Source organism: Streptomyces sp. NPDC059989 (assembly GCF_042736975.1).
Taxonomy (GTDB): domain Bacteria; phylum Actinomycetota; class Actinomycetes; order Streptomycetales; family Streptomycetaceae; genus Streptomyces.
The window spans coordinates 89684-116149 of sequence record NZ_JBHWUO010000020.1; the positions used below are offsets into that span (position 1 = coordinate 89684).

Genomic DNA, 26466 nt, shown 5'->3' on the forward strand with positions numbered 1-26466 from the left:
TCAGAAACCGAGCTTGCGGAGCTGCTTGGGGTCCCGCTGCCAGTCCTTGGCGACCTTCACGTGCAGGTCGAGGAAGACCGGGGTGCCGAGCAGCGCCTCGATGTGCTTGCGCGACTTCATCCCGACCTCCTTCAGGCGGGCGCCCTTCGGGCCGATGATGATGCCCTTCTGGCTCGGCCGCTCGATGTAGACGTTGGCGTGGATGTCGAGCAGCGGCCGGTCGGCCGGGCGGTTCTCGCGCGGGATCATCTCCTCGACGACCACGGCGATGGAGTGCGGGAGCTCGTCCCGTACGCCCTCCAGCGCGGCCTCGCGGATCAGCTCGGCGACCATGACCATCTCGGGCTCGTCGGTGAGGTCGCCCTCCGGGTACAGCGGCGGGCTCTCCGGCAGCAGCGGCGCGATCAGGTCGGCCAGCAGCTGGACCTGGGTGTCGCCGACCGCCGAGACGGGGACGATCTCGGCCCACTGGAAGCCCAGCTCCTCGGCGAGCTGGTGGACGGCGATGAGCTGCTCGCCCACCACCTTGGACTCGACCAGGTCGGTCTTGGTGATGATGGCGATCTTGGGGGTCTTCTTGATCCCCGCGAGCTCCTTGGCGATGAACTTGTCGCCGGGGCCGAGCTTCTGGTCGGCCGGCAGGCAGAAGCCGATGACGTCGACCTCGGCCCAGGTGGTCCGTACGACGTCGTTGAGGCGCTCGCCGAGCAGCGTGCGCGGCTTGTGGAGGCCGGGCGTGTCGACGAGGACGAGCTGGGCGTCGGGGCGGTGCACGATGCCGCGGACGGTGTGGCGGGTGGTCTGCGGCCGGTTGGAGGTGATCGCGACCTTGGTGCCCACGAGTGCGTTGGTGAGGGTCGACTTCCCCGCGTTGGGGCGGCCGACGAAGCAGGCGAAGCCCGCACGGTGCGGGGCAGTGGACTCGGGGGAACGATCGCTCATACGGGCCATTCTCCCCGATGCGACTCCCAGCGCCGACCAGGCCACCGCCGCGAGGGCCGTCCCGCCCGCGAGGAGGGGGGCGAGCCGGGGGTGCGCGGCGTAGGCGGCACTGCCCTGAGCTGTGGTTCCGTCGGCCCGCGCGCGTACGGTCAGCTCCGCCCATTCCGTGGCGGGCGGCCCGTCCCAGGCGGCCTTGAGCCGGACTTCCTGGCCCGGCAGCAGCTCGGCGGGGAGCCCGGTGAGCTCGCGGCCGCCGCGGCCGGGCAGGGGCCGGCCGAGTGCGCCGGTGGCGGTGAGGGTGGCGTGGGGGCGGAGGGTGACGTTGCCGATGTTGTGGAGCGTGTACGAGACCTCGGTGCCGGTGGCCGTGACCTCCCGTACGGCGAGGGCGGGCGCGGTGGGGCCGGTCACCCGCAGGTACACGCGGGCGGCGACGGCCTGCTGGACGCCGATGCCCCGGGGGGTGGCAGCCTCCGGCCGGTCCTCCAGGGCCACGATGGCGCCGGGGTGGTCGCCCGGTTCCGCCCGGTCGGGGACGGTGAGGCTGAAGGCGACGCCGACCGCCGCCCGGGCCGGCACGGTGACCCGCTCGCGGTCGAGCTTCGCCCATGCGGCGGTGGCCCGGCGGGGTTCGTCGGGGCCGCGTAGGGCGAAGCCGCCGTCGCGGGGGGTGTTGTAGGCGTCGGCGGCGTAGAGGCGGAAGGTGCGGGGGCGGTCGGTGCGGTTGGCGATGGTGACGGAGTCGCTGACGGTCTGGCCGGGGGCGGCGGCGAGGTAGAAGTACGGCCGCTGGCCGACGGTGTTGGCGGCGGGGAGGACGGACCACTGGCCGTTGTCGGCGGCCTCTGCCGTCCCGGCGGGCGCGAGCCAAACGGCGGCGAGGACCGCCCCCACGACCGGCAGCGCCCTGCCGAGACGCGCTGCCGCTGCGCGGAGCCTCCCCCACCCCGCCCCTTCCCGAAACCGGGGGCTCCGCCCCCAGCCCCCCGTCGGGGGCTCCGCCCCCGCACCCCCGCGCCTCAAACTCCCCCAGACTCCGTCCGGGGGGACCCCCAGGCGAGGCTGATCTTTCAGCCCCTCCGGCGTTTGAGGAGCGGGGTCTGGGGCGGAGCCCCAGTTTCGGGAAGGGGCGGGGTGGGGGAAGGCCCCGCGCAGCGGCAACCCGGCTCGCGCCCGCACCCACACCCCCGTCACGACAGGGTCAGCGTAAGGACCGCCGTGTACGAACCCGGCGGCGTGTACGGCGGCACCCGCAGGGTGACGGCGGCATCCACGGTGAACGTGCCCCCGACCACCGCCGCGTCAGCCGTAGAGGCCAGCACCGCCCCCTCCGGCCCCACCACCCCCGCACTGCCCGCCGCGCACACGCTCGGGCTGCCCGCCGCAGCCACGCACGACGGGGTCCACGACAGCGCGCCCCCCGGGATCCGCACCCCGCCCGGCCCCGTGAAGTCGCCGACCTTGCCGATCAGCGACCAGCCGGCCGGCCCGCCGCGCGCGTCCTTGACGGTGACGGTCCCGATCCGGCCGGGGGCGGCGCCGCCGTCGCCGTACGGGACCGCCCCCAGGGCGATGTCCTCGCCCGTCTGCGTCATGCCCAGCGCGCCCGGCTCCACGGTGGCGGTCACCTTCTGCGTGCCCGGCGGCAGCGGCGCGGCGTCGATGACCGTGTACGCGGCCGGGCCCGAGCCCTGTCCCGCCGACCAGGCCGTGCCCTCGTACGCGACCACCGCGGTGGTGGCCTTGTCGGTGACCGGCAGCTCCGCCAGGACCACGCCCAGCGGGTCAGCGGTGGCGGCCACCCGGTCGGCGGTCTCGGCGGCGCCCGCCCGGCCCGCCACCGTCACGGTGGCGCCCGGGGTGAATCCGGCGGCGGTGACCCGGACCTTGGCGCCCGGTTTCCCGTAGGCCGCCGCGAGCGCGACGCTGCGCAGGTTGGCCGTGGGCAGCGGGGTCGCGGTGAGGCGCTCGGAGACGGGGGTCCCGGTGGCCGAGCAGGTGGTGTCCAGGTCCAGCAGGTGGCTGGTGTGCAGGGTGTAGCCGCCGGGGGCCAGGGTGATCTCGCCGGGCGCGGTGACGGTGAAGGTGCCGGTCATGGTGACGGCCGGGAGGACCGCGCCCGCCGGGACGGGCCCGTTGCGCTTGGCGCCGACGACGGTGACCTCGCCGCTCTGCGCGCCCCCGAGCAGGACGCGCCCGGTCGGGGTCAGCACGTCCGCCGGGAGTTCGCCGCCGACGGGGTTCACGGCGGGGGTCACGGCCACCTGGTAGGTCACGGTGACGGTGTCGCCGACCTGCGGGGCCGGGTCGTCGACGGTGATCCGGGCGGTGGTCGGGCCGTCGGCGGGCGGGAGTCCGGCCTCCTGGGGCGGCAGGCAGTGCGTCGGGAAGGTCACCTGGCCGGGCGGGGCCCCACCGTCGGCGGCGGCCGGTGCGCTCAGCGCGCTCCCGGTCACGGCCGCGAGCACCGCCATGCCGACGGCCGCCGACCATCTCCTGCTGCGCGCCCCTGTTCGCACTGCCCGCCCCCTGGGTTCCGTCCCGCCGACAGGGGGCCATTCACGAGCGGGGCGCGGGAGAAGTCAATGCACGGGTCCGGCATCAACTGATGGCCCATCAGGAGATGGCAGGGTGCCCGCCGTCGCCTTGAAGGTACGGCGGTAGGCGGTCGGGCTGACGCCCAGCGCCGCCTGCACGTGCTTGCGCAGCGACTGGGCCGTCCCGAAACCGGTCTCCCGCGCCACCTGCTCCATCGGCAGATCCGTCTGTTCCAGCAACTGCCGGGCCCGCTCCACCCGCTGGCCGGTGATCCACTCCCCGGGGCTGACGCCCGACTCCTCCCGGAACCGGCGGGTGAAGGTCCGTACCGACATGGCCTCCTGCCGGGCCAGATCGCTCAGGCGCAGCGGTTCGTGCAGCCGGTCCAGCACCCACGCGCGGGCAGCCGTGGTGCTGGCGAGCTGCGGCTCCGGCACCGGGCGCGCGATGAACTGCGCCTGCCCGCCGTCCCGGTGGGGCGGTACGACGGTCCGCCGGGCCACCTCGTTGGCGACGGCCGCGCCGTGGTCGCGGCGCACGATGTGCAGGCACAGGTCGATGCCGGCGGCGACACCGGCGGAGGTCAGCACGTCCCCGTCGTCCGTGTAGAGCACGCCCGCGTCGACCCGTACGGCCGGGAACAGCTCCTGGAAGTGCTCGGCGGAGGCCCAGTGGGTCGTGGCCCGGTGGCCGTCCAGATATCCGGCCGCGGCCAGCACGTAGCCGCCGGTGCAGATGGAGACGAGCCGGGTGCCGGGCCGGATGTGGCCGAGGGCAGCGGCGAGCTCGTCGGTCAGCAGGCCGTGCTCGTACACCGGGCCCAGCTCGTACGAGGCCGGCACCACCACGGTGTCGGCCGTGGCCAGCAGCTCCGGGCCGTGCTCGACGTGGATCGCGAAGTCGGCGTCCGTGCGCACCGCGCCGGGGGCGAGCCCGCAGGTGAGGATCTCGTACAGCGGCCGCCCGGCCGGGTCCTTGGCGCGGCCGAAGATCCGGTGCGGGATGCCGAGTTCGAAGGGGAGCAGCCCGGCGAGGGCGAGGACGACGATCCGGTGCGACCCCGGGCCCTTCGGCGGGTTCGGGTGGCTCGGGTGGCTCGGGCGGTTCGACGGGCTCGGCTCCATGGCCCGATCATATCGAAGCGTGACAGTCAGGCCACTGTCGTACGGTGTCCCGCAGGCCGGAAGCTGTCGGCGTGACGCAGACAGCACCCACCCCCACCGCCGCCCCCGACGGCGCCCCCCGCCGGGCCGGACGCATCCACCGCGCCTGGTTCGCCGCGGCCGTCGCCTTCGTGACGATCATCGGCGCCGCCGCCTTCGCCTCCCTCCCCGGACTGCTCATCGAGCCGCTGCACGAGGAGTTCGACTGGTCGCGCGGCACGATCGGCTTCGCCGTCTCCGTCAATCTCGCGCTCTACGGGCTCACCGCGCCCTTCGCCGCCGCGCTGATGGACCGCTTCGGCATCCGGAAGGTCGTCGCGCTGGCCCTGACCGTCATCGCGGGCGGTTCGGCGGCCACGGTGTGGATGACCGCGTCCTGGCAGCTGGTGCTGTTCTGGGGGGTGCTGGTGGGCCTGGGCAGCGGCTCGATGGCGCTGGCCTTCGCGGCGACGGTCACCAACCGCTGGTTCACCGCGCGGCGCGGGCTGGTCACCGGGATCCTGACCGCCGCGGGCGCCTCCGGGCAGCTGATCTTCCTGCCGCTGCTGTCCTGGCTGGTGGAGCACCACGGCTGGCGGCCCGCGGCGATCACGGTGTCGCTGGCGGCCCTGGCCGTGGTCCCCTTCGTGTGGCTGCTCCTGCGCGACCACCCGGCGGACGTGGGCCTCGCCCCGTACGGCGGAACGTACACCGCCAAGCCGGCGCCGATCCCGGGTGCGGCGCGCAGAGCCGTGACCGTCCTGTTCAAGGCGGCCAGGACGGGCCCGTTCTGGCTGCTGGCGGGCACCTTCGCGATCTGCGGGGCCTCGACCAACGGGCTGGTGCGGATCCACTTCGTGCCGGCCGCCCACGACCACGGCATGCCGGTGACGGCGGCCGCGGGGCTGCTCGCGGTGATCGGCGTGTTCGACGTGGTCGGCACGATCGCCTCGGGCTGGTTCACGGACCGCTTCGACGCGCGGCGCCTGCTGGCCGTGTACTACGCGCTGCGCGGGATCTCGCTGCTCTTCCTGCCGATGCTGCTGGCGCCCTCGGTACAGCCGCCCCTGATCTTCTTCATCGTCTTCTACGGGCTGGACTGGGTCGCGACCGTCCCGCCGACCATCGCGCTGTGCCGCGAGCAGTACGGCGAGGACAGCGCGATCGTCTTCGGCTGGGTCCTGGCCTCGCACCAGGTCGGCGCGGCGGTGGTGGCCTTCCTGGGCGGCCTGGCGCGGGACGCCTTCGGCTCGTACGACCTGGTCTGGTACGCGTCCGGCGGCCTGTGCGCGATGGCGGCCCTGATGGCGATGGTCATCCGCCGCCGCTCCCCGGCGGGGGCCGCCGTCGCGGCCTGACCGCCGGCCACCGCCCGTCGGAGCCCTAGGATCCGGCGGGCGTCGTGGACTTCAGGGTGCCGTCCGGAGCCGCCAGCAGCACCGGGGTGTCCGGGCCGCCCAGGTCGCGGACGGCCGCGCGGTCGGCATCGGCCGGGGCGTCGGCGGCGCTGACCACGGCGGCGGCCTCCAGGGACTGCGCCCCGCTCGCCACCGCCATCGCGACCGCGGTCTGGAGCGCGCTCAGCTTCAGGGAGTCGAGCTCCACCGTCCCGGCGACGTAGGTGCGGCCCGTCTCGTCCCGCACCGCGGCCCCCTCGGGCACGCCGTTGCGGGCCCGGGCGCTGCGCGCCAGCGTGATGATCTTGCTGTCCTCGGGGTCGATCCCGGTGGTGTCGGTCATGGGCGAAAGCATATGGAGCGCCCCGGCGGAGCCGTGCAACGACCCCGCCGAGGCGCTCTGCGGGGCACCGTCACGGCCGGTCGAGCCGCAGCCGCTCCGCCCTCGGGAGGCCCGCCACCACCAGGTCGTACGAGTCCTCCACCAGCTCCCGGACCATCGCCTCCGGCAGGCCGCCCGGCCCGCCCACGGTCACGGTGTTCCAGTGCCGCTTGTTCATGTGATAGCCCGGCACGATCGCCTCGTGCTCCTCGCGCAGCCGCACCGCCAGCTCCGGCTCGCACTTGAGGTTGACCTTCAGCGGCTCCGCGTCCAGCGCCGTCAGCGCGAACACCTTGCCCAGCACCTTGAACACCGAGGTCTCCGGGGTGAAGGGGAACTCCTCCACGGCCGCGTTGAAACTCAGGCAGAACCTCCGCAGCTGCGCCGGGGTCACTCCCCCTCCTCCCCCGCGGCCTCCACCGCGGCCACCGGTTCCACGAGCACCGTCACGATCTTGTTCCGCCGCCCGGCCGGGGACTCGGCCGTCAGCCGCAGCGGACGCCCGTCGGGCAGCTCCACCAGCGCCGAGGCGCCCGCGATCGGCACCCGGCCCAGGGCCTTGGCCAGCAGTCCGCCGACCGTCTCCACGTCCTCGTCGTCGAAGGCCTCGACCTTGAACAGCTCGCCGAGGTCGGTGATGTCCAGGCGCGCGGTGACCCGGTAGCGGTCCTCGCCGAGGTCCTCGACCGGCGGGAGCTCCCGGTCGTACTCGTCGGTGATCTCGCCGACGATCTCCTCCAGGATGTCCTCGATGGTGACGATGCCGGCCGTGCCCCCGTACTCGTCGATGACCACCGCCACGTGGTTGCGCACCTGCTGCATCTCGCGCAGCAGATCGCCCGCGTTCTTGGTGTCGGGCACGAAGACCGCCGGCCGCATCGCCGTGGAGACCAGGTCGGCCTCCGTCTCCCGGCTGATGTGGGTCTTGCGGACCAGGTCCTTCAGGTAGACGATCCCGACGATGTCGTCCTCGTTCTCCCCGGTCACCGGGATGCGCGAGAAACCCGACCGCAGGGCGAGCGTCGTCGCCTGACGGATCGTCTTGTACCGCTCGATGCAGACCAGGTCGGTGCGCGGCACCATCACCTCGCGCACCAGCGTGTCGCCCAGCTCGAAGACCTGGTGCACCATCCGGCGCTCGTCGTCCTCGATCAGCGATTCCTTCTCCGCCAGGTCCACCATCGCGCGCAGCTCGGCCTCGGAGGCGAACGGCCCCTTGCGGAAGCCCTTTCCGGGCGTGAGCGCGTTGCCGATGAGGATCAGCAGCTGCGGGATCGGCCCCATCACCCGCGCGAGCGGCACGAGGACGTACGCGGCCGCCGTCGCGGTGTTCAGCGGGTGCTGGCGGCCGATCGTGCGCGGGGACACGCCCACGGCGACGAAGGAGACCAGCACCATGACCGCGATGGCCACGAGCAGCGCGGTCCAGGTCTCCCCGAACTCGCCGAGGCAGACATACGTGACGAGGACTCCGGCCGCCATCTCACAGGTGACCCGCACCAGCAGCGCCACATTGAGGTAGCGGGTCGGATCGCCCGCCACCTGCGCGAGCTTCTCGCTGCCGCGCCGGCCCTCCCGTACGGCCTGCTCGGCACGGAAGCTCGAAATCCGGGCGATCCCGGACTCGGCGCAGGCCGCGAACCAGGCCACGACCACCAGCAGGACGGCTCCGGTGATCAGTTGCGGGGCGTTCACGAGACGGTGGGCGCCGGGGACGGACCGGTCATGCCGCGCTCGGTGCGCCAGCCGTCGACGATGGCCGCCTGGAGGCCGAACATCTCGGCCTTCTCGTCCGGCTCCTCGTGGTCGTACCCGAGCAGGTGCAGCACCCCGTGGACGGTCAGGAGCTGGAGCTCCTCGTCCATGGAGTGCTGCGTCGGGGCGTCCTCGCCCTGCTTCTTGGCGACCTCGGGGCAGAGCACGATGTCACCGAGGAGCCCCTGCGGGGGCTCCTCGTCGTCCTTCGCAGGGGGACGCAGTTCGTCCATCGGGAAGGACATGACGTCGGTGGGTCCGGGCAGGTCCATCCACTGGATGTGGAGCTGCTCCATCGCGTCCTCGTCGATGACGATGACGGAGAGCTCGGACAGCGGGTGGATCCGCATCCGGGTGAGCGCGTAGCGGGCGATGTCGAGGATCGCCTGCTCGTCGACCTCGGTTCCGGACTCGTTGTTGACGTCGATCGACATGGTGCGCTGGGTTCTACTTCCGCTGGTGGCCGTTCGCGGCCTGCTGGCCGTCGTCGTACTTCTCGTACGCGTCGACGATACGGCCGACCAGCTTGTGGCGGACGACATCCTCGGACGTGAGCCGCGAGAAGTGGATGTCCGGCACCCCGTCCAGGATCTCCTGGACCTGCCGCAGACCGCTCTTGGCGCCGCCCGGCAGGTCGATCTGCGTGACGTCACCGGTGACGACGATCTTCGAGTCGAAGCCGAGCCGGGTCAGGAACATCTTCATCTGCTCGGCGGTGGTGTTCTGCGCCTCGTCGAGGACGACGAAGGCCTCGTTGAGCGTGCGTCCGCGCATGTACGCCAGGGGCGCGACCTCGATGGTCCCGGCAGCCATGAGCCGCGGGATCGAGTCGGGGTCGAGCATGTCGTGCAGCGCGTCGTACAGCGGGCGCAGGTACGGGTCGATCTTGTCGAAGAGGGTGCCCGGCAGGAAGCCGAGCCGCTCCCCCGCCTCGACGGCGGGCCGGGTCAGGATGATCCGGCTGACCTGCTTGGACTGCAGGGCCTGGACCGCCTTGGCCATGGCCAGGTAGGTCTTGCCGGTACCGGCGGGGCCGATGCCGAAGACGATCGTGTTCTTGTCGATCGCGTCGACGTACCGCTTCTGGTTGAGGGTCTTGGGTCGGATGGTGCGGCCGCGGCTGGAGAGGATGTTCTGGGTGAGCACCTCGGCGGGCGTTTCCTCGGGCCCGGTCCCGTTGCCGCTCGCCTTGAGCATGGCGATCGAGCGTTCCACTGCGTCCTCCGTCATCGGCTGCCCGGTGCGGAGCACCAGCATCATCTCGTCGAACAGGCGCTGGATCAGTGCGACTTCCGCCGCATCGCCGATCGCGCTCACCTGATTGCCCCGAACATGGATGTCGGCCTTCGGGAAGGCCTTCTCGATCACGCGCAACAGGGCGTCACCGGAGCCGAGCACCGTCACCATCGGGTGCCTGGCCGGAACGGTGAAGTGGGCTCGCGCCTGCCCCGGCACTGGAATGTGGGCTGTGGGTGTCTGAGTCATGGGCCGGCACTGTGGCCTGCACATACCTCCCGCTGAGGGGCCGCGCCGATCGACGACCTCCGGATAACCAAGCCTACGTCCCCGCCGGGGCTTCCCCGAGGGGTTTTACGCCCGGCTTCGCCGCCGGTGCGCAGGGCTACGCGGAGTGGCGGAATCCGATCGTCGGCACCGCCCTGCGGCGCGCCGCCGGGGCCGGGCCCCGCGGGACCAGGTCGTCCAGGAAGCCGTACCGGCCGCGCAGGGCCTCGGGGGCGGTCCGCCACCAGTGGGCCACCTCCGGCCAGCCCGGGGCCGACAGGGAGCCGCCGAACTCCTGGACCGACAGGGCCGCCGTCAGCCCGGCGAAGGCCAGCCGGTCCGCCAGCGGCCAGCCCGCCAGGGTGCCGGTGACGAAGCCCGCCACGTAGACGTCCCCGGCCCCCGTCGGGTCCAGCTCGTCCACCGCGATCCCCTGGACGTGGGCCGTCTCGCCGGTGTGCCCGTCCACCGCGTACGAGCCCTCCGCGCCCATCGTCACCACCGCGATCGGCACCTTCTCGGCCAGCGCCCGGGCCGCCGCGCGCGGGCAGTCGGTCCGGGTGTACCGCATGGCCTCGCCGGCGTTCGGCAGGAAGGCCTCGCAGTGCTCCAGGTCGGCCAGGGCCCCCAGGTCCCACCGGCCGCTCTCGTCCCACCCGACGTCCGCGAAGACCCGCGAGCCGCGCCGGGCGGCCTCGCCGATCCACTCCTCGCCCCGGTCCGGCCCGAGCGCGGCCACGGCCGCCCGGGCGCGCGGCGGGCACTGCGGGAAGGGCCCGGGGCCCGCCGGCGGAGGGGCCTCGTGGCCGTGCGAGACCATCGTGCGCTCGCCCTCGTAGGCCATGGAGACGGTGACGGGGCTGTGCCAGCCGGGGACGGTCCGCGACATGGACAGGTCGATGCCCTCGCCCTGCTCCAGGGCGTCCCAGCAGTACTCGCCGTAGTGGTCGTCCCCGAAGGCCGCCGCCAGCGAGGTGCGCAGGCCGAGGCGGGCCAGGGCGGTGGCCATGTTGGCGACGCCGCCGGGGCTGGAGCCCATGCCGCGCGCCCAGGACTCCGTACCGCGCACGGGTGCGGAGTCGAGGCCGGTGAAGATGATGTCGAGGAAGACCGTCCCGGTCAGGAAGACGTCGCAGCCCGGTTCGTGGGGATCCCGCAGCGGACCGAGCGGGTCCACTGCTGCGGAGCGGCTGTCGATGCTGTCCCGACTGGTCACGGTGTACTCCCCGTTGCTCTTGAAGGGTCGTTTCTGCAAAGCGGTTCCCGGTGGAAAGCTGCCAGCCCTGCCCGCCTCGGCGAGGGTCAAAACCCAGTGTGTCGCAGATCACCTCCGGAATGCCCTTTTCCACCCCTACGCCCGCTTGATAGACATGGGCCCCGCGATCTCCGCGGCGCCACCACGCACCACCTGGAACATCCGTGCTCGACCGCGCCTCCGCGCCGCCTTCCGCGCCGCCCGCCGCCTGGCCCCTGGTGGCCCTCTTCACGGCCGGCTACGTCGCCCCGTACCTGCTGCCGACCGTCGTCGGGCGGCTGGACGCCCATCTCCCGCTGAGCCCCGCGCAGGCCGGCCTGATCGGCTCGGTCCTGCTGCTCGGCTCCGCCGCGGCCGGTTTCACCCTCGCCTCCCGCATATCCCGCCACGGGCCGCGCCCGCCGGCCCGGATCGGGCTGCTGCTCGCCGTCGTCGGCTACGGCACGGCCGCCGCGACCTCGCTGCTGCCGCTGGTCATCGCGGGCGCGGTGGTCGGCGGCTTCGGCTCCGGCACCGCGACGGCCGTGGCCGCCTCCGGGATCGCCGGGCAGCGCGACCCGCACCGCACCTCCGCCCTCGGGCTGTTGTCGGTCTCGGCCACGGCGGGCGCGCTGTACCTGACGCTGCCCCGGCTCGGGGGCGGGCACGGGCTGCCGTTCGCGGCGATCGCCCTGGTCGCGGCGGCGGCCTGGCCGGCCACGGCCCGCCTCGGCGGGCCCGACGCCGGCGCCGTCACCGGGCTTGCGGCGGGCCGGCTGCCGTACCCGCGCGCCGGGGTGGTCCTGGCGGGCGGCCTGATGCTGTGGTCCCTGGCCCAGAACGCCCTGTGGGGGGTCAGCGGGCGGATCGGCACCCAGCAGGCGGGCCTCTCGGAGGTCACCCTCGGGATCGTCTTCGCCGCGGCGCTCGGCGCGGGCCTGCTCGGCGTCACGGCCGCCTCCGCGCTCGGCGCCCGCCTGGGCCGGGCCGTCCCGATCGGCGCGGGCACGGCGCTGATCGCCTGCTGCGTGGCGCTCTCGTCCTCGGCGCACGGCCTCGCCGGCTTCGCGGCGGGCGAGATCCTGTGGAACGCCCTCTACCCGGTGGTCCTCTCGTACGCCATCGGGCTCGCCGCGGCCCTCGACCCGCGGGGCCGCTGGGCGGTGCTGGCCGGCTCGGCGTCCTCCCTGGGCGTGGCCTGCGGGCCGGTCACCGGCAGCGTGCTCGCCGAGGCCGCGGGCTTCTCCGGAATGGGGCTGGTCCTGGGCGGGCTGCTGCTGGCCGTGGCGGGGCCCATGACCGCGGTCGCGCTGCACGCCGGTGGCCGCCCGCTGACCGCGGGCTCCGTCCGCCGCCGCGGTGGCGCCCCGGCGGCCGTCCTCGCCGCCGGCGCGGGCGCGCCGTCGGGGGCGATCCCCCGCGTCGGTGCCGCCGAACTCCCGGTGACCGAGATCCCGCTCCGCCGCCGTCCGCCCCGCCGCGTCCTCCTCCTGACCACACCGTCCCGCCGCCGCGAACGCGTCTGACGACCGCTGCGCGGAGCCTGCCCCACCCCGCCCCTCCCCGATCCTGTGGGCTCCGCCCCCAGCCCCCCGCGCCTCAAGCGCCGGCGGGGCTGGACTGTGCCCGGCGCCGCCGCTCAGGTGCGGCTCACAGACCTGGGGCTCCGCCCCAGACCCTCCCCCAGACTCCGTCCGGGGGGACCCCCGCTCCTCAAACGCCGGAGGGGCTGAATGTGCCCGGCGGCGCTGGATTTTGCCCGGGCGGGTCTGAATGTGCCTGGCCGGGGTCGGGGACGGGGTGGGGTGTTGGCCGGGACGTAAAACGTGATTTGTGGCGCAACCGCAGCCCGTACCGCTCAATCCCCATGGGGCGCCATAAATCATGCAGTCCCGGCCGACACCCCACCCCGTCCCCGGCCCCGGCCCCCGCGAAGCCCCGCCAGGGACACCGCCGAGCCCCCCCGCCAGGGGACCGGCCGGAGCCAAACCCAGCCCCGCCGGCGATTGAGGCGCGGGGTGCGGGGCAGCGCCCCGAAACCCCCGCTAGCCCCGCTTCGGCAACGGCACCCGCACCAAATCCGCCGCCACCGTCACCTCCCCCTCGAACCCCGCCCCCCGCGCCTGCCGTTCGAACTCGCCCGGGTCGGTGTACCGCTGCGAGAAGTGCGTCAGCACCAGGTGCCGTACGCCCGCGTCCCGCGCCACCCGCGCCGCCTGCCCGGCGGTGAGGTGCCCGTGGTCGGCGGCCAGTTGCTCGTCCTCGTCGAGGAAGGTCGACTCGATCACGAGCATGTCGACGCCCTCCGCCAGCGCGTGCACGCCGTCGCAGAGCCGGGTGTCCATGACGAACGCGAACCGCTGCCCCGGCTTCGGCTCGCTGACCTCTTCGAGGGTCACCCCGTTCAGTTCGCCGTCGCGCTGGATCCGGCCGACGTCCGGCCCCTTGATCCCGTGCCGCGCGAGCAGTTCGGGCAGTATCCGGCGCCCGTCGGGCTCGGTGAGCCGGTAGCCGAAGGCCTCCACCGGGTGCGAGAGCCGGCGGGCCTCCAGGACGTACGAGCCCCCCCGGGCCAGCGGCCCGTCCTCGGCCACCGGCTCCTCCTCGATGACCACGGTCTCCCGGTAGGCCGTGGCGTACCGGAGCCGGTCGAAGAACTTCTGCCCGGAGGCCGGGTAGTGCGCCGTGACGGGGTGCGGAACCCGGTCGAGGTTGATCCGCTGGATCACCCCGGCGAGGCCGAGGCTGTGGTCACCGTGGAAGTGGGTGACGCAGATCCGGTTGATGTCGTGCGCGGCCACCCCGGCGCGGAGCATCTGCCGCTGGGTGCCCTCGCCCGGGTCGAAGAGGATGCCCTCGCCGTCCCAGCGCAGCAGGTAGCCGTTGTGGTTGCGGTGGCGCGTGGGCACCTGGCTGGCGGTGCCCAGCACCACGAATTCGCGTACGGACAACGGACTATCCGGGGGGCCACTGGAGGCCGCGGCCGCCGAGGACGTGCGCGTGGGCGTGGAAGACGGTCTGGCCCGCGCCGGAGCCGGTGTTGAAGACGACCCGGTAGCCGTGGTCGTCGATCTTCTCGTCGGCGGCGACCTGTGCGGCCTCACGCAGTATGTCGGCGGCGATGCCCGGCTCGGCCGCGGCCAGGCTGGCGGCGTCCGTGTAGTGCACCTTCGGGATGACGAGCACGTGCGTGGGCGCCTGCGGGTTGATGTCCCGGAAGGCTACGGTCGTCTCGGTCTCCCGGACCACCGTCGCCGGGATGTTCCCCGCGACGATCTTGCAGAACAGGCAGTCGGCCTGCGGTTCCCCGGCCATTGCTTCGCCTCTCGTGACGGTGACGGTGATCGTGATCGGTCGGGGCATCGTATCCAGAGCGACGGCGGGCGGCCGCGCCCGCCCGGTCAGGACCAGCGGCCGGTGCGGGCCAGCAGGACGGCGGTCGCGGCGGTGCCCGCGGTGGAGGTCCGCAGCACGGAGCGGCCCAGCCGGTAGGGGTGGGCTCCCGCCCCGGCGAAGACGGCCAGCTCCTCCGGGGAGACCCCGCCCTCGGGGCCGACCACCAGCACGACGGAGCCCGAGGTGGGCAGTTCGGCCGTGGCCAGCGCCTCGGAGGGGGTGTCGCGGTCCTCGTGGAGGACCATCGCCAGGTCGGCGCCGGCCAGCAGCGCCGCCACCTGCTTCGTGGACATGGCCTCGGCCACCTCCGGGAAGCGGACCCGGCGGGACTGCTTGCCCGCCTCCCGGGCCGTGGCCCGCCACTTGGCCAGGGACCTGGCCCCGCGGTCGCCGCGCCACTGCGTGATGCAGCGCGAGGCCTGCCACGGCACGATCGCGTCCACGCCCGTCTCGGTCATGGTCTCGACGGCCAACTCGCCGCGGTCGCCCTTGGGAAGCGCCTGGACCACGGTGATGCGGACCGCGGGCTCCGGCTCCTCCTCGACGGCGTGCAGGTCCATGACCACCAGCCGGTCCTTGCCCTCGGCGGCCTTGACCACGCCCTCCGCCCAGCGGCCCCGCCCGTCGGTGAGGACCACGTCCTCACCGGGGTTGAGCCGCTTCACGGACACCGCGTGCCGGCCCTCCGGGCCGTCCAGGACGAACTCCGGTCCCGCCGGGACCTCTTCGACCACGAACACCGGGGCCGTCATGACGCACTCCTCATCTGCCTTGCCTTCAACGTGCACTGTGCCTCGGCCAGTTCCGCCGCCAGCACCTCCACCAGCTCCCCCGCCGGCAGCGTCCGCGCCAGCCGGTGCCCCTGGCCCGCCCACAGGGCCATGCCCTGCGGGTCCCCGGCCGCGGCGGCCGCCTTGCGCAGCCCCGAGGTCAGGTGGTGGACCTGCGGGTAGGCGGCCGGCGCGTAGGGGCCGTGCTCCCGCATGAAGCGGTTCACCAGCCCCCGCGCGGGCCGTCCGGAGAAGGCCCGGGTCAGCTCGGTCCGTACGAACAGCGGGTCCGTCAGCGCCTTCTTGTGCACCGGGTCGGCGCCCGACTCGGGGCAGGCCAGGAAGGCGGTCCCGAGCTGGGCCGCCTCCGCGCCCGCCGCCAGCAGCGCGGCGATCTGCGAGCCCCGCATCAGGCCGCCCGCGGCGATGATCGGGAGCGCCACGGCCTCCCGTACCTGGGCCACCAGCGCGAGCAGGCCCACGGCCGCCGTGCCGTCGGCCTGCGGGTCGTCCCGGTGGGTGCCCTGGTGGCCGCCGGCCTCCACGCCCTGGACGCAGACGGCGTCGGCGCCCGCCTCCTGCGCGGCGCGGGCCTCCTCGACGGAGGTCACGGTGACGACGGTGTACGTACGGGCCTTGCGCAGGGCGGCGAGGGCCCCGGGCGTGGGACAGCCGAAGGTGAACGAGACGATCGGGACCGGGTCCTCCCGGAGGATGGCCAGTTTGGCGTCGTAGCCGTCGTCGCTGGTGCCGATGATGTCCTCGTCGGCGAGGGAGACGTCGTACCAGCAGGCCTCGCCGGCCAGCTGCCCGCGGTACGCCTCCACCGCGGCCGGGTCCACGTAACCGGTCTGCGGCATGAAGAGGTTCACGCCGAAGGCGCGCCGGGTGAGCGCGCGCACCTGCTTGATCTCCTGGTACATGCCGTCGGCGGTCTTGTAACCGCCGGCCAGGAAGCCCAGTCCGCCCGCTTCGCACACGGCCGCGACGAGGGGCGGACAGGAGGCGCCGCCCGCCATGGGAGCCTGCACGATCGGGTAGGGGGAGAGACCGTTCGGTGCGGTGGACATGGACTGCATCGTGCCATGTCCCGCTCATCGGACCGAATCACGGCATTCGCCTGGCATAGTCCGCTTCCAGGCGTGGCCGGAACGGATGCGCCGAGCCCGGCCGGGGGCATCCCCCGGCCGGGCTCGGCGCATCGGATCACGGGCCGGTCAGCGGCCGTTGAACGCGTCCTTCAGCCGGCTGAACAGACCCTGCTGCCCGGGCGCGAACTGGCCCATCGGCCGCTCCTCGCCGCGCAGCTTCGCCAGCTGGCGCAGCAGTTCCTCCTGCTGGGCGTCCAGCTTGCCCGGGGTGGTGACCTCGACGTGGACGATCAGGTCGCCGCGCCCGCCGCCGCGCAGGTGCGTGACGCCGCGCCCGTGCAGCGGGATCGACTGCCCCGACCCGGTGCCGGGCCGGATGTCGATCTCCTCCATGCCGTCCAGCGTCTCCAGCGGGCACTTGGTGCCCAGGGCCGCGGCCGTCATGGGGATGGTCACCGTGCAGTGCAGGTCGTCCCCGCGCCGCTGGAAGGTCGGGTGGGGCAGCTCGTGGATCTCCACGTACAGGTCGCCGGCGGGGCCGCCGCCGGGGCCGACCTCGCCCTCGCCCGCGAGCTGGATCCGGGTGCCGTTCTCCACGCCGGCCGGGATCTTGACCGTGAGGCTGCGGCGGGAGCGGACCCGGCCGTCGCCCGCGCACTCGGGGCACGGGGTCGGGACCACGGTGCCGAAGCCCTGGCACTGCGGGCAGGGGCGCGAGGTCATGACCTGGCCCAGGAAGGACCGGGTGACCTGCGAGACCTCACCGCGGCCGCGGCACATGTCACAGGTCTGCGCGGAGGTGCCGGGTGCGGCGCCCTCGCCGGAGCAGGTGGTGCAGACGACGGCCGTGTCGACCTGGATGTCCTTGGTGGTCCCGAAGGCCGCCTCGTCCAGCTCCAGGTCCAGGCGGATCATGGCGTCCTGGCCGCGCCGGGTCCGCGAGCGCGGGCCGCGCTGCGAGGCCTGGCCGAAGAAGGCGTCCATGATGTCGGAGAAGTTGCCGAAGCCGCCCGCCCCGAAGCCGCCGGCTCCGCCGCCGCCCGAGGAGGACAGCGGGTCGCCGCCGAGGTCGTAGACCTGCTTCTTCTGCGGGTCCGAGAGGACCTCGTAGGCGGCGTTGATCTCCTTGAAACGCTCTTGCGTCTTGGGATCGGGGTTCACGTCCGGGTGCAGCTCGCGCGCGAGCCGCCGGAAGGCCTTCTTGATCTCGTCCTGCGATGCGTCGCGGCGCACGCCGAGAACGGCGTAATAGTCCGTGGCCACTTACGACTCCGCCAGGATCTGTCCGACGTAACGTGCCACTGCGCGTACCGCTCCCATCGTTCCGGGGTAGTCCATGCGGGTCGGTCCGACCACGCCGAGCTTGGCGACTGTTTCGCCGCCCGAACCGTAACCGACCGAGACGACGGACGTGGAGTTCAGTCCTTCGTAGGCATTCTCATGCCCGATCCGTACGGCCATTCCCGACTCGTTGGCCTCGCCCAGCAGCTTGAGGAGCACGACCTGCTCCTCCAGCGCCTCGAGCACCGGCCTGATCGTCAGGGGAAAATCGTGTCCGAAGCGCGTGAGATTGGCGGTGCCGCCGATCATCAGCCGCTCTTCGGCTTCCTCGACCAGGGTTTCGAGGAGCGTCGCGAGCACGGTGGAGACGGTGCCGCGGTCCTCGGCCTCGAAGGATTCGGGGAGGTCCTGGACGAGCGGGGGGACATCGGTGAAACGGCGGCCGACGACCCGGCTGTTGAGCCGGGCCCGCAGATCCGCGAGCGAGGTCTCGCCGAAGGGCGCCTGGCAGTCGATCAGCCGCTGCTCGACGCGGCCGGTGTCCGTGATCAGGACGAGCATCAGCCGGGCCGGGGCCAGCGACAGCAGCTCGACGTGGCGCACGGTGGAGCGCGTCAGCGAGGGGTACTGGACGACCGCGACCTGCCGGGTGAGCTGCGCGAGCAGCCGCACCGTGCGGCCGACGACGTCGTCGAGGTCGACGGCGCCGTCGAGGAAGTTCTGGATGGCCCGGCGCTCGGGCGACGACAGCGGTTTGACCCCCGCCAGCTTGTCGACGAAGAGGCGGTAGCCCTTGTCGGTGGGGATCCGGCCGGCGCTGGTGTGGGGCTGGGCGATGTAGCCCTCTTCCTCCAGCACGGCCATGTCGTTGCGCACGGTGGCAGGCGAGACGCCGAGGCGGTGCCGCTCGGTGAGCGCCTTGGAGCCGACCGGCTCCTCCGTCCCGACGTAGTCCTGGACGATGGCGCGCAGCACTTCGAGTCTGCGTTCGCTGAGCATCGCGCACACCTCCAGCTCTGGTCCGTTGCCGTGTTCGTTGGCGTTCGTTGGCGTTCGTTGCTTGTCGACTGGCACTCTGATCGTTCGAGTGCCAGAGATCCCCCGCTCAGTGTACGGCCGGGTAGTAAGACCCTGGCAAGGGAGGCCCGCCAGGGTAGCGTCGCGGCATGGACGTGCGTTGGGAAGAGGCGGGCTGGGAACGGCTGACCGGACGGACCGGCCGGAGGCGGCTTCCGGTGTGGGATTGCACCGTGGGGCTGGTGGTGGGCGACGATTCGGCGCTCGTGATCGACCCCGGGTCCTGCCTGCGGGAGGGCGCCGCGGTGCGGGCCGAGGCGGAGCGGCTGACGGGTCGGCACGTGACCCATATCGCATTCACGCACGGCCATTTCGATCACGTCCTGGGCGGGGCCGCCTTCTCGGGGGCGGAGTTCTACGGAGCGGTCGGGCTGGACGCCCTGCTGTCGACGGGCCGCGAGGAGCTGCGCGGGGACGCGGTGCGCCACGGCCTGGCGGAGGCGGAGGCGGCCGAAGCGGTGGACCTGCTGGTGCCGCCGAAGCACCTGGTGTCGGGCGAGTGGACGCTGGACCTGGGCGGGGTGCAGGTGCTGTTGGCGAACGTGGGGCCGGGGCACACCGGGCACGACCTGGCCGTCTTCGTGCCGGGCGAGCGCGAGGCGGTGTTCTGCGGGGACCTGGTGGAGGAGTCGGGTGAGCCGCAGGCGGGCTCGGACGCCGTGCCGCGGCAGTGGCCGGCCGCCCTGGACCGGCTGCTGTCGCTGGGCGGGGAGGACGCGCTGTACGTGCCGGGTCACGGAGCGGTGGTCGACGCGGGCTTCGTGCGTGCGCAACGCGCCACACTGGCGGCCCGTTTCGGCGTGTCGGAGGCGTGACGGCCGCGGCTCTCCTAGTGTCGGCCGGATGCGCGAGTACTCCCCCGACCTGACCCCGCAGTGGAAGCGCCCCAAGGCCGTGCCGGAGGTGGCGGCCGAGCCCGATCTGGTGGTCGAGGTGGCCGGTACGGACTTCTGCGGCGCGGTGGTGGCCTGCGAGGCGGGCACGGTGACCCTGGAGGACCGTTTCGGCAAGCGGCGGGTGTTCCCGATGGAGCCGCGCGGGTTCCTGCTGGACGGGGCGGTCGTGACCCTGGTCCGCCCGTCCCGGGCCCCGGCGGCCCCGGCCCGCACCGCCTCCGGGTCGGTCGCCGTCCCCGGGGCCCGGGCGCGGGTGGCGCGGGCGGGCCGGATCTACGTCGAGGGGCGGCACGACGCCGAGCTGGTGGAGCGGGTCTGGGGCGACGACCTGCGGATCGAGGGCGTGGTGGTGGAGTACCTGGAGGGCATCGACGACCTCCCGGCCGTCGTGGCGGAGTTCGGCCCGGCCCCGGACGCCCGGCTGGGGGTCCTGGTGGACCACCTGGTGCCGGGCTCGAAGGAGTCCCGTATCGCGGCCTCGGTGACCTCCCCGGACGTCCTGGTCGTGGGCCACCCCTACGTGGACGTCTGGCAGGCGGTGAAACCGTCCGCGCTGGGCATCGCCGCGTGGCCGGTGGTCCCGCGCGGCCAGGACTGGAAGACGGGCATCTGCCGGGCGCTGGGCTGGCCGGAGAACACCGGGGCCGCCTGGCAGCACATCCTGTCGCGGGTGACCTCGTACCGCGATCTGGAGCCGACCCTGCTGGGCCGCGTCGAGGAGCTGATCGACTTCGTGACGGCCCCCTGAGAGGTGCGGGCGTCAATCCCGGTCCGGCACACGCTCACGTTCAGGTGACAGTGCGCGTACGCCGGGCCACGCGGGGCAAGGGTGCTGGTCATGATCACCTTTGCCCTCCGGCGCCGGTTCGTCGTCGCTGCCGCCCTTGCCGCCGCCCTCCTGCCGTCCACCTCCGCCTACGCGGTCCCGACCGCCCCGGCGGCCCCGCACGCCGCCCCCGCGAACTCCTGCCCGCGCGTGGACGACCGCCTCTTCGCCGCCGCGGACCAGCGGGCCGACGTGTCCCGCATCACCCCGGCCCCGTCCTGGCGCACCAACTGCAAGCAGCTCTACCGCGCGGACAGCCGCCCGCCGTCGGTGGTGTTCGCGGAGGGCTTCCACCCCAAGGCGACGGTGGACGGCCAGTACGACATCGAGCAGTACGTGCTGGTCAACCAGCCCTCCCCGTACGTCTCCACGACCTACGACCACGACCTGTACAAGACGTGGTGGAAGAGCGGCTGGAACTACTACATCGACGCCCCCGGCGGGGTGGACGTGAACCAGACCATCGGCGACACCCACAAGTGGGCCTCGCAGGTCGAGGTCGCCTTCCCCGGCGGCATCGAGCGCTCCTTCATCGTCGCGGTCTGCCCGGTCGACAAGACGACCAAGACCGAGATCATGAACGAGTGCCAGGACAACCCGTACTACCAGCCGTGGCGGGAGAACTACCCGGGCTGATCCGCCGTCCCGTCGCCGCGCGGTGCGTCCGTCAGTCCACCAGGTCCCGGACCACCGCGTCGGCCAGCAGCCGCCCCTTCAGGGTCAGCACGGCCCGCCCGGCCCCGTACGGGGCGGGCTCCAGCAGGCCGTCCGCCAGGGCGCGGCGGGAGGCCGCGAGCCCCGCCGGGGCGAGCAGCGACAGCGGGACACCGTCGACCAGGCGCAGCTCCAGCAGGATCCGCTCCACCCGGCGGTCCTCCTCCGACAGCAGCTCCCGGCCGGCGCCCGGGGAGCGGCCCTCGGCCAGCGCCGCCGCGTAGGCACCCGGGTGCTTGACGTTCCACCACCTGACCCCGCCCACGTGCGAGTGGGCGCCGGGACCGGCGCCCCACCAGTCGGCGCCGCGCCAGTACAGCTCGTTGTGCAGGCAGCGCCCGGCCTCCGTGGTGGCCCAGTTCGAGACCTCGTACCAGTGGTACCCGGCCTCGGCCATGACCGAGTCGGCGATCAGGTAGCGGTCGGCGTGCACGTCGTCGTCCGTCATCGGGACCTCGCCCCGGCGGATCCGGCGGGCGAGCTGCGTGCCCTCCTCCACGATCAGCGCGTAGGCGCTGATGTGGTCCGGCCCGGCCCCGAGCGCGGCGTCCAGCGAGGCCCGCCAGTCGTCGTCCGACTCCCCGGGCGTGCCGTAGATCAGGTCCAGGTTCACGTGCTCGAAGCCGGCCGCCCGCGCCTCGGCGACGCACGCCTCGGGCCGCCCCGGCGTGTGCGTGCGGTCGAGCACCTTCAGGACGTGCTGCTTGGCGCTCTGCATGCCGAAGGAGATCCGGTTGAAGCCGCCGGCTCGCAGCTCGGCCAGGTACTCCGGGTTCACCGACTCCGGATTGGCCTCGGTGGTGATCTCGGCATCGGGCGCCAGACCGAACTCGTCGCGGATCGCCGCGAGCATCCGTACGAGGTCCCCTGCGGGCAGCAGCGTGGGCGTACCGCCGCCGACGAACACGGTCCGGACCTCTCGTGGGTCGTCCCCGAGCACCTTGCGCGCCAGCCTGACCTCGTCGATCAGGGTGTCGGCGTAGTTCTCCCGGGAGGCGAGCACACCGCCGGTACCCCGCAGCTCGGTGGCCGTGTAGGTGTTGAAGTCGCAGTACCCGCAGCGCGTGGCGCAGTACGGGACGTGCAGGTAGAACCCGAGCGGCCGGTCCCCGGCACCCACCAGGGCGTGCGACGGCAGCGAGCCGTCTTCGGGCATGGGTTCACCGTCGGGCAGTGCGGAAGGCATACCCCCATCATCCCGCACCCGCCGACCACCCGGCCCCGAATCCACCCCGGCCGAATTCCAGCCCCGCCGGCGTTTGAGGCGCGGGGTCTGGGGCGGAGCCCCAGGACGGCGGCCCGCAGTGGCCGCTCAGCAGGACCCCCGCCCGGGCCCGGGGCCGCCCGGCAGAGCCGGGGTTGCGGGGCGGTCCACCGCCCCGCCCCGCCGAGCCCGCGGCAGGCGTCACGCTTCGCGGGAGCCCTCGTACATCTCCTCGATCAGGTGCTTGAACTCACGCTCGACGACCGGCCGCTTCAGCTTCAGGCTGGGCGTGAGGTCCCCGTGCTCGACGTCCAGGTCCCGCGGCAGGATCCGGAACTTCTTGACCGTCTGCCAGCGCTGGAGGCCCTCGTTCAGGGTCTGTACGTACGTCTCGATCAGGCGCGCCGTCTCCGGCGCGGCCAGGACCTCCCCGTACGTCTTCCCCTCCAGGCCGTTCTCGGCCGCCCAGCCCATGATCGAGGGCTCGTCGAGCGCGATCAGGGCCGAGCAGAAGTTCCGGTCGGCGCCGTGCACGACGATGGTCGACACGTACGGGCAGATGGCCTTGAACTGGCCCTCGACCTCGGCCGGGGCGACGTACTTGCCGCCCGAGGTCTTGATCAGGTCCTTCTTGCGGTCGGTGATGCGCAGGTAGCCGTCGGCCGACAGCTCGCCGATGTCACCGGTGTGCAGCCAGCCGTCGGACTCCAGGACCTCGGCGGTCTTCTCCGGCTGCTGGTGGTAGCCCTGCATGATGCCGGGGCCGCGGAGCAGGACCTCGCCGTCGTCGGCGATGCGGACCTCGGTGCCGGGGAGCGGCTTGCCGACCGTGCCGGTGCGGTAGGCCTCGCCCGGGTTGACGAAGGAGGCGGCGCTGGACTCGGTCAGGCCGTAGCCCTCCAGGATGTGGATGCCCGCGCCGGAGAAGAAGTAGCCGATCTCGGGGGCCAGGGCGGAGGCGCCGGAGACGGCGGCGCGCAGCTTCCCGCCGAAGGCCTCGCGGAGCTTGGAGTAGACGAGCGCGTCGGCGATCTTGTGCTTGGTGGCGAGGCCGAAGGGCGCGGTCGCCTGGCCGGTGCGGCGGAAGTTGTCCTGGGTGACCTTGGCGTACTCGCGGGCCACGCCCACCGACCACTGGAAGATCTTGTACTTGGCGCCGCCGCCGGCGCGGGCCTTGGCGGCCACGCCGTTGTAGACCTTCTCGAAGATGCGCGGAACGGCCGCCATGTACGTCGGCTGGACGATCGGCAGGTTCTCGATGATCTTGTCGATCCGGCCGTCGACGGCGGTCACGTGCCCGACCTCGATCTGCCCGGAGGTCAGCACCTTGCCGAAGACGTGGGCCAGCGGCAGCCACAGGTACTGGACGTCGTCCTTGCCGATCAGGCCGGTGGCGGCCATGGCCTTGGCCATGTACGACCAGTTGTCGTGCGGCAGCCGGACGCCCTTGGGGCGGCCGGTCGTACCGGAGGTGTAGATGAGGGTGGCCAGCTGGTCGGCGGTGATGGCCCCGACCCGCTCCTTGACCGCCTCGGGGTGCTTGGCGAGGTACTCCTTGCCGCGCGCCTCCAGATCGGCGAGCGAGAGCACCCAGCCCTCGGGGTCGCCGTCGACGGCGACCGCGTCGGCGACCGCCAGGACCACGACGTGGGCGAGGTTCGGCAGGTCGGCGCGGCGCTCGCGCGCCTTCGCCAGCTGCTTCGCGTCCTCGGCGATGAGCACCCGGCTCTCGGAGTCCGCGAGGATGAACGCCGACTCGTCCGCGTTGGTGCTGGGGTAGATGGTGGTGACCGCGCCGCCGGCGCACATCACGCCGAGGTCGGCGAGGATCCACTCGACCCGGGTGTTGGAGGCGAGCGCGACCCGCTCCTCGGACCCGAGGCCGAGGTCGATCAGCCCGGCGGCGATGGCGAAGACCCGCTCGGCCGCCTGGCCCCAGCTCAGCGACTTCCAGTCGTCGGGGCCCTGGCCGCCGGCCGCCGGAACGGGGAACCGGTACGCCTCCGCATGCGGCGTGGCGGCGACGCGCTCAAGGAAGAGGGCCGCCACGGTGGGCGGGCGGTTCTCGATCAAGGTCTGTGTGTCGCTCACGGACGTCCTCCGGACCACGCGGCAGGGGCTGTCATTCAAGGGCATGTAACTGGCGAGTAACCATCGAGCAGTGATCAGACTAGGGGCCCTCCGCCTGGTACGTAAGGGCCGGCGAGCGGCCGATTCATAACGAAACAGGCCCCCGCGCTTCCGCGCGGGGGCCTGTTTTCGTCTACGAACGCGTGGCGGGCGCCGCCGAGCGCCCGCCACCGCTACCGCGGCGGCTACTTCTTCTTGCCGCCGGACTCGTCGCTGGAGAGGACGGCGATGAAGGCCTCCTGCGGGACCTCCACGGAGCCGACCATCTTCATCCGCTTCTTGCCTTCCTTCTGCTTCTCCAGCAGCTTCCGCTTGCGGGAGATGTCACCGCCGTAGCACTTGGCGAGGACGTCCTTGCGGATGGCGCGGATGGTCTCGCGGGCGATGACGCGGGAGCCGATCGCGGCCTGGATCGGCACCTCGAAGGCCTGCCGCGGGATGAGCTCGCGCAGCTTGGCGACCAGGCGCACGCCGTAGGCGTAGGCGGCGTCCTTGTGCGTGACGGCGGAGAAGGCGTCGACCTTGTCGCCGTGCAGCAGGATGTCGACCTTGACCAGGCTGCCGGACTGCTCGCCCGTGGGCTCGTAGTCCAGGGAGGCGTAACCGCGCGTCTTGGACTTCAGCTGGTCGAAGAAGTCGAAGACGATCTCCGCGAGCGGGAGGGTGTAGCGGATCTCGACCCGGTCCTCGGAGAGGTAGTCCATGCCGAGGAGGGTGCCGCGGCGCTGCTGGCACAGCTCCATGATCGCGCCGATGAACTCGGTGGGCGCGAGCACGGTGGCCCGGACGACCGGCTCGAACACGTCCGAGATCTTGCCCTCGGGGAACTCGCTCGGGTTGGTGACGGTGACTTCCTTGCCGTCCTCCATGACCACCCGGTAGACCACGTTGGGCGCGGTGGCGATCAGGTCGAGGCCGAACTCGCGCTCCAGGCGCTCGCGGACCACGTCCAGGTGCAGCAGGCCGAGGAAGCCGACGCGGAAGCCGAAGCCGAGCGCCGCCGAGGTCTCCGGCTCGTAGACGAGCGCGGCGTCGTTGAGCTGCAGCTTGTCGAGGGCCTCGCGCAGGTCCGGGTAGTCCGAGCCGTCGAGCGGGTACAGGCCCGAGAAGACCATCGGCCGCGGGTCCTTGTAGCCGCCGAGCGCCTCGGTGGCGCCGTTGTGCAGGCTGGTGATGGTGTCACCGACCTTGGACTGACGGACGTCCTTCACGCCGGTGATGATGTAGCCCACCTCGCCGACGCCGATGCCGTCGGACGGGGTCATCTCCGGGGAGGAGACGCCGATCTCCAGCAGCTCGTGGGTGGCGCCGGTGGACATCATCCGGATGCGCTCGCGCTTGCTCAGCTGCCCGTCGACCACACGGACGTACGTGACGACGCCGCGGTACGAGTCGTAGACGGAGTCGAAGATCATGGCGCGGGCCGGGGCGTCCTTGACGCCGACCGGGGCCGGGACCGTGGCGACGACCTTGTCGAGCAGCGCCTCGACGCCGAGACCGGTCTTCGCCGAGACGCGCAGCACGTCCTCCGGCTGGCAGCCGATCAGGTTCGCGAGCTCCTCGGCGAACTTCTCCGGCTGGGCGGCCGGCAGGTCGATCTTGTTCAGGACGGGGACGATCGCGAGGTCGTTCTCCATCGCCAGGTACAGGTTGGCGAGGGTCTGCGCCTCGATGCCCTGGGCGGCGTCCACCAGCAGGACCGTGCCCTCGCACGCGGCGAGGGAGCGGGAGACCTCGTAGGTGAAGTCGACGTGCCCGGGGGTGTCGATCATGTTGAGGATGTGGGTGCTGCCCTGACCCTCGCCCGTGGTGGGCGCCCAGGGCAGCCGGACCGCCTGGGACTTGATCGTGATGCCTCGCTCACGCTCGATGTCCATGCGGTCGAGGTACTGGGCGCGCATCTGCCGCTGGTCGACCACACCGGTGATCTGGAGCATCCGGTCGGCAAGGGTCGACTTGCCGTGGTCGATGTGCGCGATGATGCAGAAGTTGCGGATCAGCGCCGAGTCGGTACGGCTCGGCTCGGGCACGTGGCTGGGGATCGCGGGCACGCAGTGTCCTGATTCTCGGGTCGCAGTCGGAAGCGTTTGCGGAGCGTCGGTCGGAGCGAAAGTCCGGCTCCCGTCGCTCTCGGCGGCGCGATGTCGGATCTATACGCAGACTCCCATGGTCCCATGGACGGGGCAGT

At 72.8% G+C, this 26466-nt stretch carries 23 protein-coding genes and 1 pseudogene; 5 read left to right on the plus strand and 19 right to left on the minus strand.

What is annotated here, in order from left to right; translation table 11 throughout:
* The 4 genes and pseudogenes from era to ACFWBN_RS19810 all read right to left on the minus strand — a co-directional run bounded on the left by era (position 1) and on the right by ACFWBN_RS19810 (position 4604).
* Entirely contained in the window at positions 1 to 951 is a 951-nt protein-coding gene (gene era, locus ACFWBN_RS19795; protein WP_385178216.1) for a GTPase Era, read from the minus strand.
* A 498-nt stretch (positions 952 to 1449) separates the two neighbouring features.
* A pseudogene (locus tag ACFWBN_RS19800) lies at positions 1450 to 2136 on the minus strand (WxL protein peptidoglycan domain-containing protein); the annotation flags it as partial.
* On the minus strand, positions 2133 to 3416 hold the full coding sequence (locus ACFWBN_RS19805; protein ID WP_385178217.1) for a beta-xylosidase: 1284 nt from the start codon (positions 3414 to 3416) through the stop codon (positions 2133 to 2135). The pseudogene ACFWBN_RS19800 and the gene ACFWBN_RS19805, both read right to left, overlap by 4 nt.
* A gap of 108 nt (positions 3417 to 3524) precedes the next feature.
* Positions 3525 to 4604 carry a GlxA family transcriptional regulator gene (locus tag ACFWBN_RS19810; RefSeq protein ID WP_385178173.1) on the minus strand — a complete coding sequence of 360 codons (1080 nt, stop codon included), beginning with the start codon at positions 4602 to 4604 and terminating at the stop codon, positions 3525 to 3527.
* Positions 4605 to 4675: 71 nt separating this feature from the next.
* Here ACFWBN_RS19810 and ACFWBN_RS19815 point away from each other — a divergent pair, with 71 nt between their 5' ends.
* Positions 4676 to 5980: an MFS transporter gene (locus ACFWBN_RS19815; protein WP_385178174.1), complete on the plus strand. Its 1305-nt coding sequence runs from the start codon at positions 4676 to 4678 to the stop codon at positions 5978 to 5980.
* Positions 5981 to 6005: 25 nt separating this feature from the next.
* On the opposite strand, the gene ACFWBN_RS19820 is transcribed toward ACFWBN_RS19815, so the two are convergent.
* From ACFWBN_RS19820 to ACFWBN_RS19845, 6 genes are all read right to left on the minus strand, one after another.
* Positions 6006 to 6362, minus strand: a complete 357-nt coding sequence (locus tag ACFWBN_RS19820) for a cytidine deaminase (RefSeq protein WP_385178175.1) — start codon at positions 6360 to 6362, stop codon at positions 6006 to 6008.
* Positions 6363 to 6432: 70 nt separating this feature from the next.
* Complete coding sequence (locus ACFWBN_RS19825; protein ID WP_385178176.1) at positions 6433 to 6795, minus strand: MmcQ/YjbR family DNA-binding protein; 363 nt, start codon at positions 6793 to 6795, stop codon at positions 6433 to 6435.
* Positions 6792 to 8096, minus strand: a complete 1305-nt coding sequence (locus ACFWBN_RS19830; protein ID WP_385178177.1) for a hemolysin family protein — start codon at positions 8094 to 8096, stop codon at positions 6792 to 6794. The genes ACFWBN_RS19825 and ACFWBN_RS19830 overlap by 4 nt, the downstream gene beginning before the upstream one ends.
* Entirely contained in the window at positions 8093 to 8590 is a 498-nt protein-coding gene (ybeY, locus tag ACFWBN_RS19835) for an rRNA maturation RNase YbeY (protein WP_385178178.1), read from the minus strand. The genes ACFWBN_RS19830 and ybeY overlap by 4 nt, the downstream gene beginning before the upstream one ends.
* Positions 8591 to 8603: 13 nt before the next feature.
* Entirely contained in the window at positions 8604 to 9641 is a 1038-nt protein-coding gene (locus tag ACFWBN_RS19840; protein WP_385178179.1) for a PhoH family protein, read from the minus strand.
* Positions 9642 to 9777: 136 nt separating this feature from the next.
* Complete coding sequence (locus ACFWBN_RS19845; protein ID WP_385178218.1) at positions 9778 to 10857, minus strand: carbohydrate kinase family protein; 1080 nt, start codon at positions 10855 to 10857, stop codon at positions 9778 to 9780.
* 221 nt (positions 10858 to 11078) lie between these two features.
* Between ACFWBN_RS19845 and ACFWBN_RS19850 the strand changes: the two genes are divergently transcribed.
* Complete coding sequence (locus tag ACFWBN_RS19850; protein WP_385178180.1) at positions 11079 to 12419, plus strand: MFS transporter; 1341 nt, start codon at positions 11079 to 11081, stop codon at positions 12417 to 12419.
* A 519-nt stretch (positions 12420 to 12938) separates the two neighbouring features.
* On the opposite strand, the gene ACFWBN_RS19855 is transcribed toward ACFWBN_RS19850, so the two are convergent.
* The 6 genes from ACFWBN_RS19855 to hrcA all read right to left on the minus strand — a co-directional run bounded on the left by ACFWBN_RS19855 (position 12939) and on the right by hrcA (position 18430).
* A complete protein-coding gene (locus ACFWBN_RS19855) occupies positions 12939 to 13844 on the minus strand; it encodes a ribonuclease Z (protein ID WP_385178181.1) in 906 nt (301 codons plus the stop codon).
* Positions 13845 to 13848: 4 nt separating this feature from the next.
* Complete coding sequence (locus ACFWBN_RS19860; RefSeq protein WP_385178219.1) at positions 13849 to 14208, minus strand: histidine triad nucleotide-binding protein; 360 nt, start codon at positions 14206 to 14208, stop codon at positions 13849 to 13851.
* Between the two features lie 86 nt (positions 14209 to 14294).
* Positions 14295 to 15041: a 16S rRNA (uracil(1498)-N(3))-methyltransferase gene (locus ACFWBN_RS19865; RefSeq protein ID WP_385178182.1), complete on the minus strand. Its 747-nt coding sequence runs from the start codon at positions 15039 to 15041 to the stop codon at positions 14295 to 14297.
* Entirely contained in the window at positions 15038 to 16129 is a 1092-nt protein-coding gene (locus ACFWBN_RS19870; protein ID WP_385178183.1) for a nitronate monooxygenase, read from the minus strand. The genes ACFWBN_RS19865 and ACFWBN_RS19870 overlap by 4 nt, the downstream gene beginning before the upstream one ends.
* Positions 16130 to 16276: 147 nt before the next feature.
* Positions 16277 to 17413 (minus strand): molecular chaperone DnaJ, encoded by a 1137-nt coding sequence (gene dnaJ, locus ACFWBN_RS19875; RefSeq protein WP_385178184.1) that lies wholly within the window; start codon positions 17411 to 17413, stop codon positions 16277 to 16279.
* Positions 17414 to 18430, minus strand: a complete 1017-nt coding sequence (gene hrcA, locus ACFWBN_RS19880) for a heat-inducible transcriptional repressor HrcA (protein WP_385178185.1) — start codon at positions 18428 to 18430, stop codon at positions 17414 to 17416.
* A 167-nt stretch (positions 18431 to 18597) separates the two neighbouring features.
* On the opposite strand from hrcA, the gene ACFWBN_RS19885 reads away from it, so the two are divergent.
* From ACFWBN_RS19885 to ACFWBN_RS19895, 3 genes are all read left to right on the plus strand, one after another.
* The gene (locus tag ACFWBN_RS19885; RefSeq protein ID WP_385178186.1) at positions 18598 to 19323 is read left to right on the plus strand and encodes an MBL fold metallo-hydrolase; all 726 of its coding nucleotides are present in this window, start codon (positions 18598 to 18600) and stop codon (positions 19321 to 19323) included.
* Between the two features lie 28 nt (positions 19324 to 19351).
* On the plus strand, positions 19352 to 20152 hold the full coding sequence (locus ACFWBN_RS19890) for a DUF3097 domain-containing protein (RefSeq protein WP_385178187.1): 801 nt from the start codon (positions 19352 to 19354) through the stop codon (positions 20150 to 20152).
* Positions 20153 to 20242: 90 nt separating this feature from the next.
* On the plus strand, positions 20243 to 20866 hold the full coding sequence (locus ACFWBN_RS19895; protein ID WP_385178188.1) for an ADP-ribosyltransferase: 624 nt from the start codon (positions 20243 to 20245) through the stop codon (positions 20864 to 20866).
* A gap of 31 nt (positions 20867 to 20897) precedes the next feature.
* On the opposite strand, the gene hemW is transcribed toward ACFWBN_RS19895, so the two are convergent.
* From hemW to lepA, 3 genes are all read right to left on the minus strand, one after another.
* Entirely contained in the window at positions 20898 to 22130 is a 1233-nt protein-coding gene (hemW, locus tag ACFWBN_RS19900; protein WP_385178189.1) for a radical SAM family heme chaperone HemW, read from the minus strand.
* Positions 22131 to 22349: 219 nt separating this feature from the next.
* Positions 22350 to 24239 carry an AMP-dependent synthetase/ligase gene (locus tag ACFWBN_RS19905; protein WP_385178190.1) on the minus strand — a complete coding sequence of 630 codons (1890 nt, stop codon included), beginning with the start codon at positions 24237 to 24239 and terminating at the stop codon, positions 22350 to 22352.
* A gap of 224 nt (positions 24240 to 24463) precedes the next feature.
* Positions 24464 to 26329, minus strand: coding sequence for a translation elongation factor 4 (gene lepA, locus ACFWBN_RS19910; RefSeq protein ID WP_361768514.1), 1866 nt, complete (start codon positions 26327 to 26329; stop codon positions 24464 to 24466).
* Between the last annotated feature and the right edge of the window lie 137 nt (positions 26330 to 26466).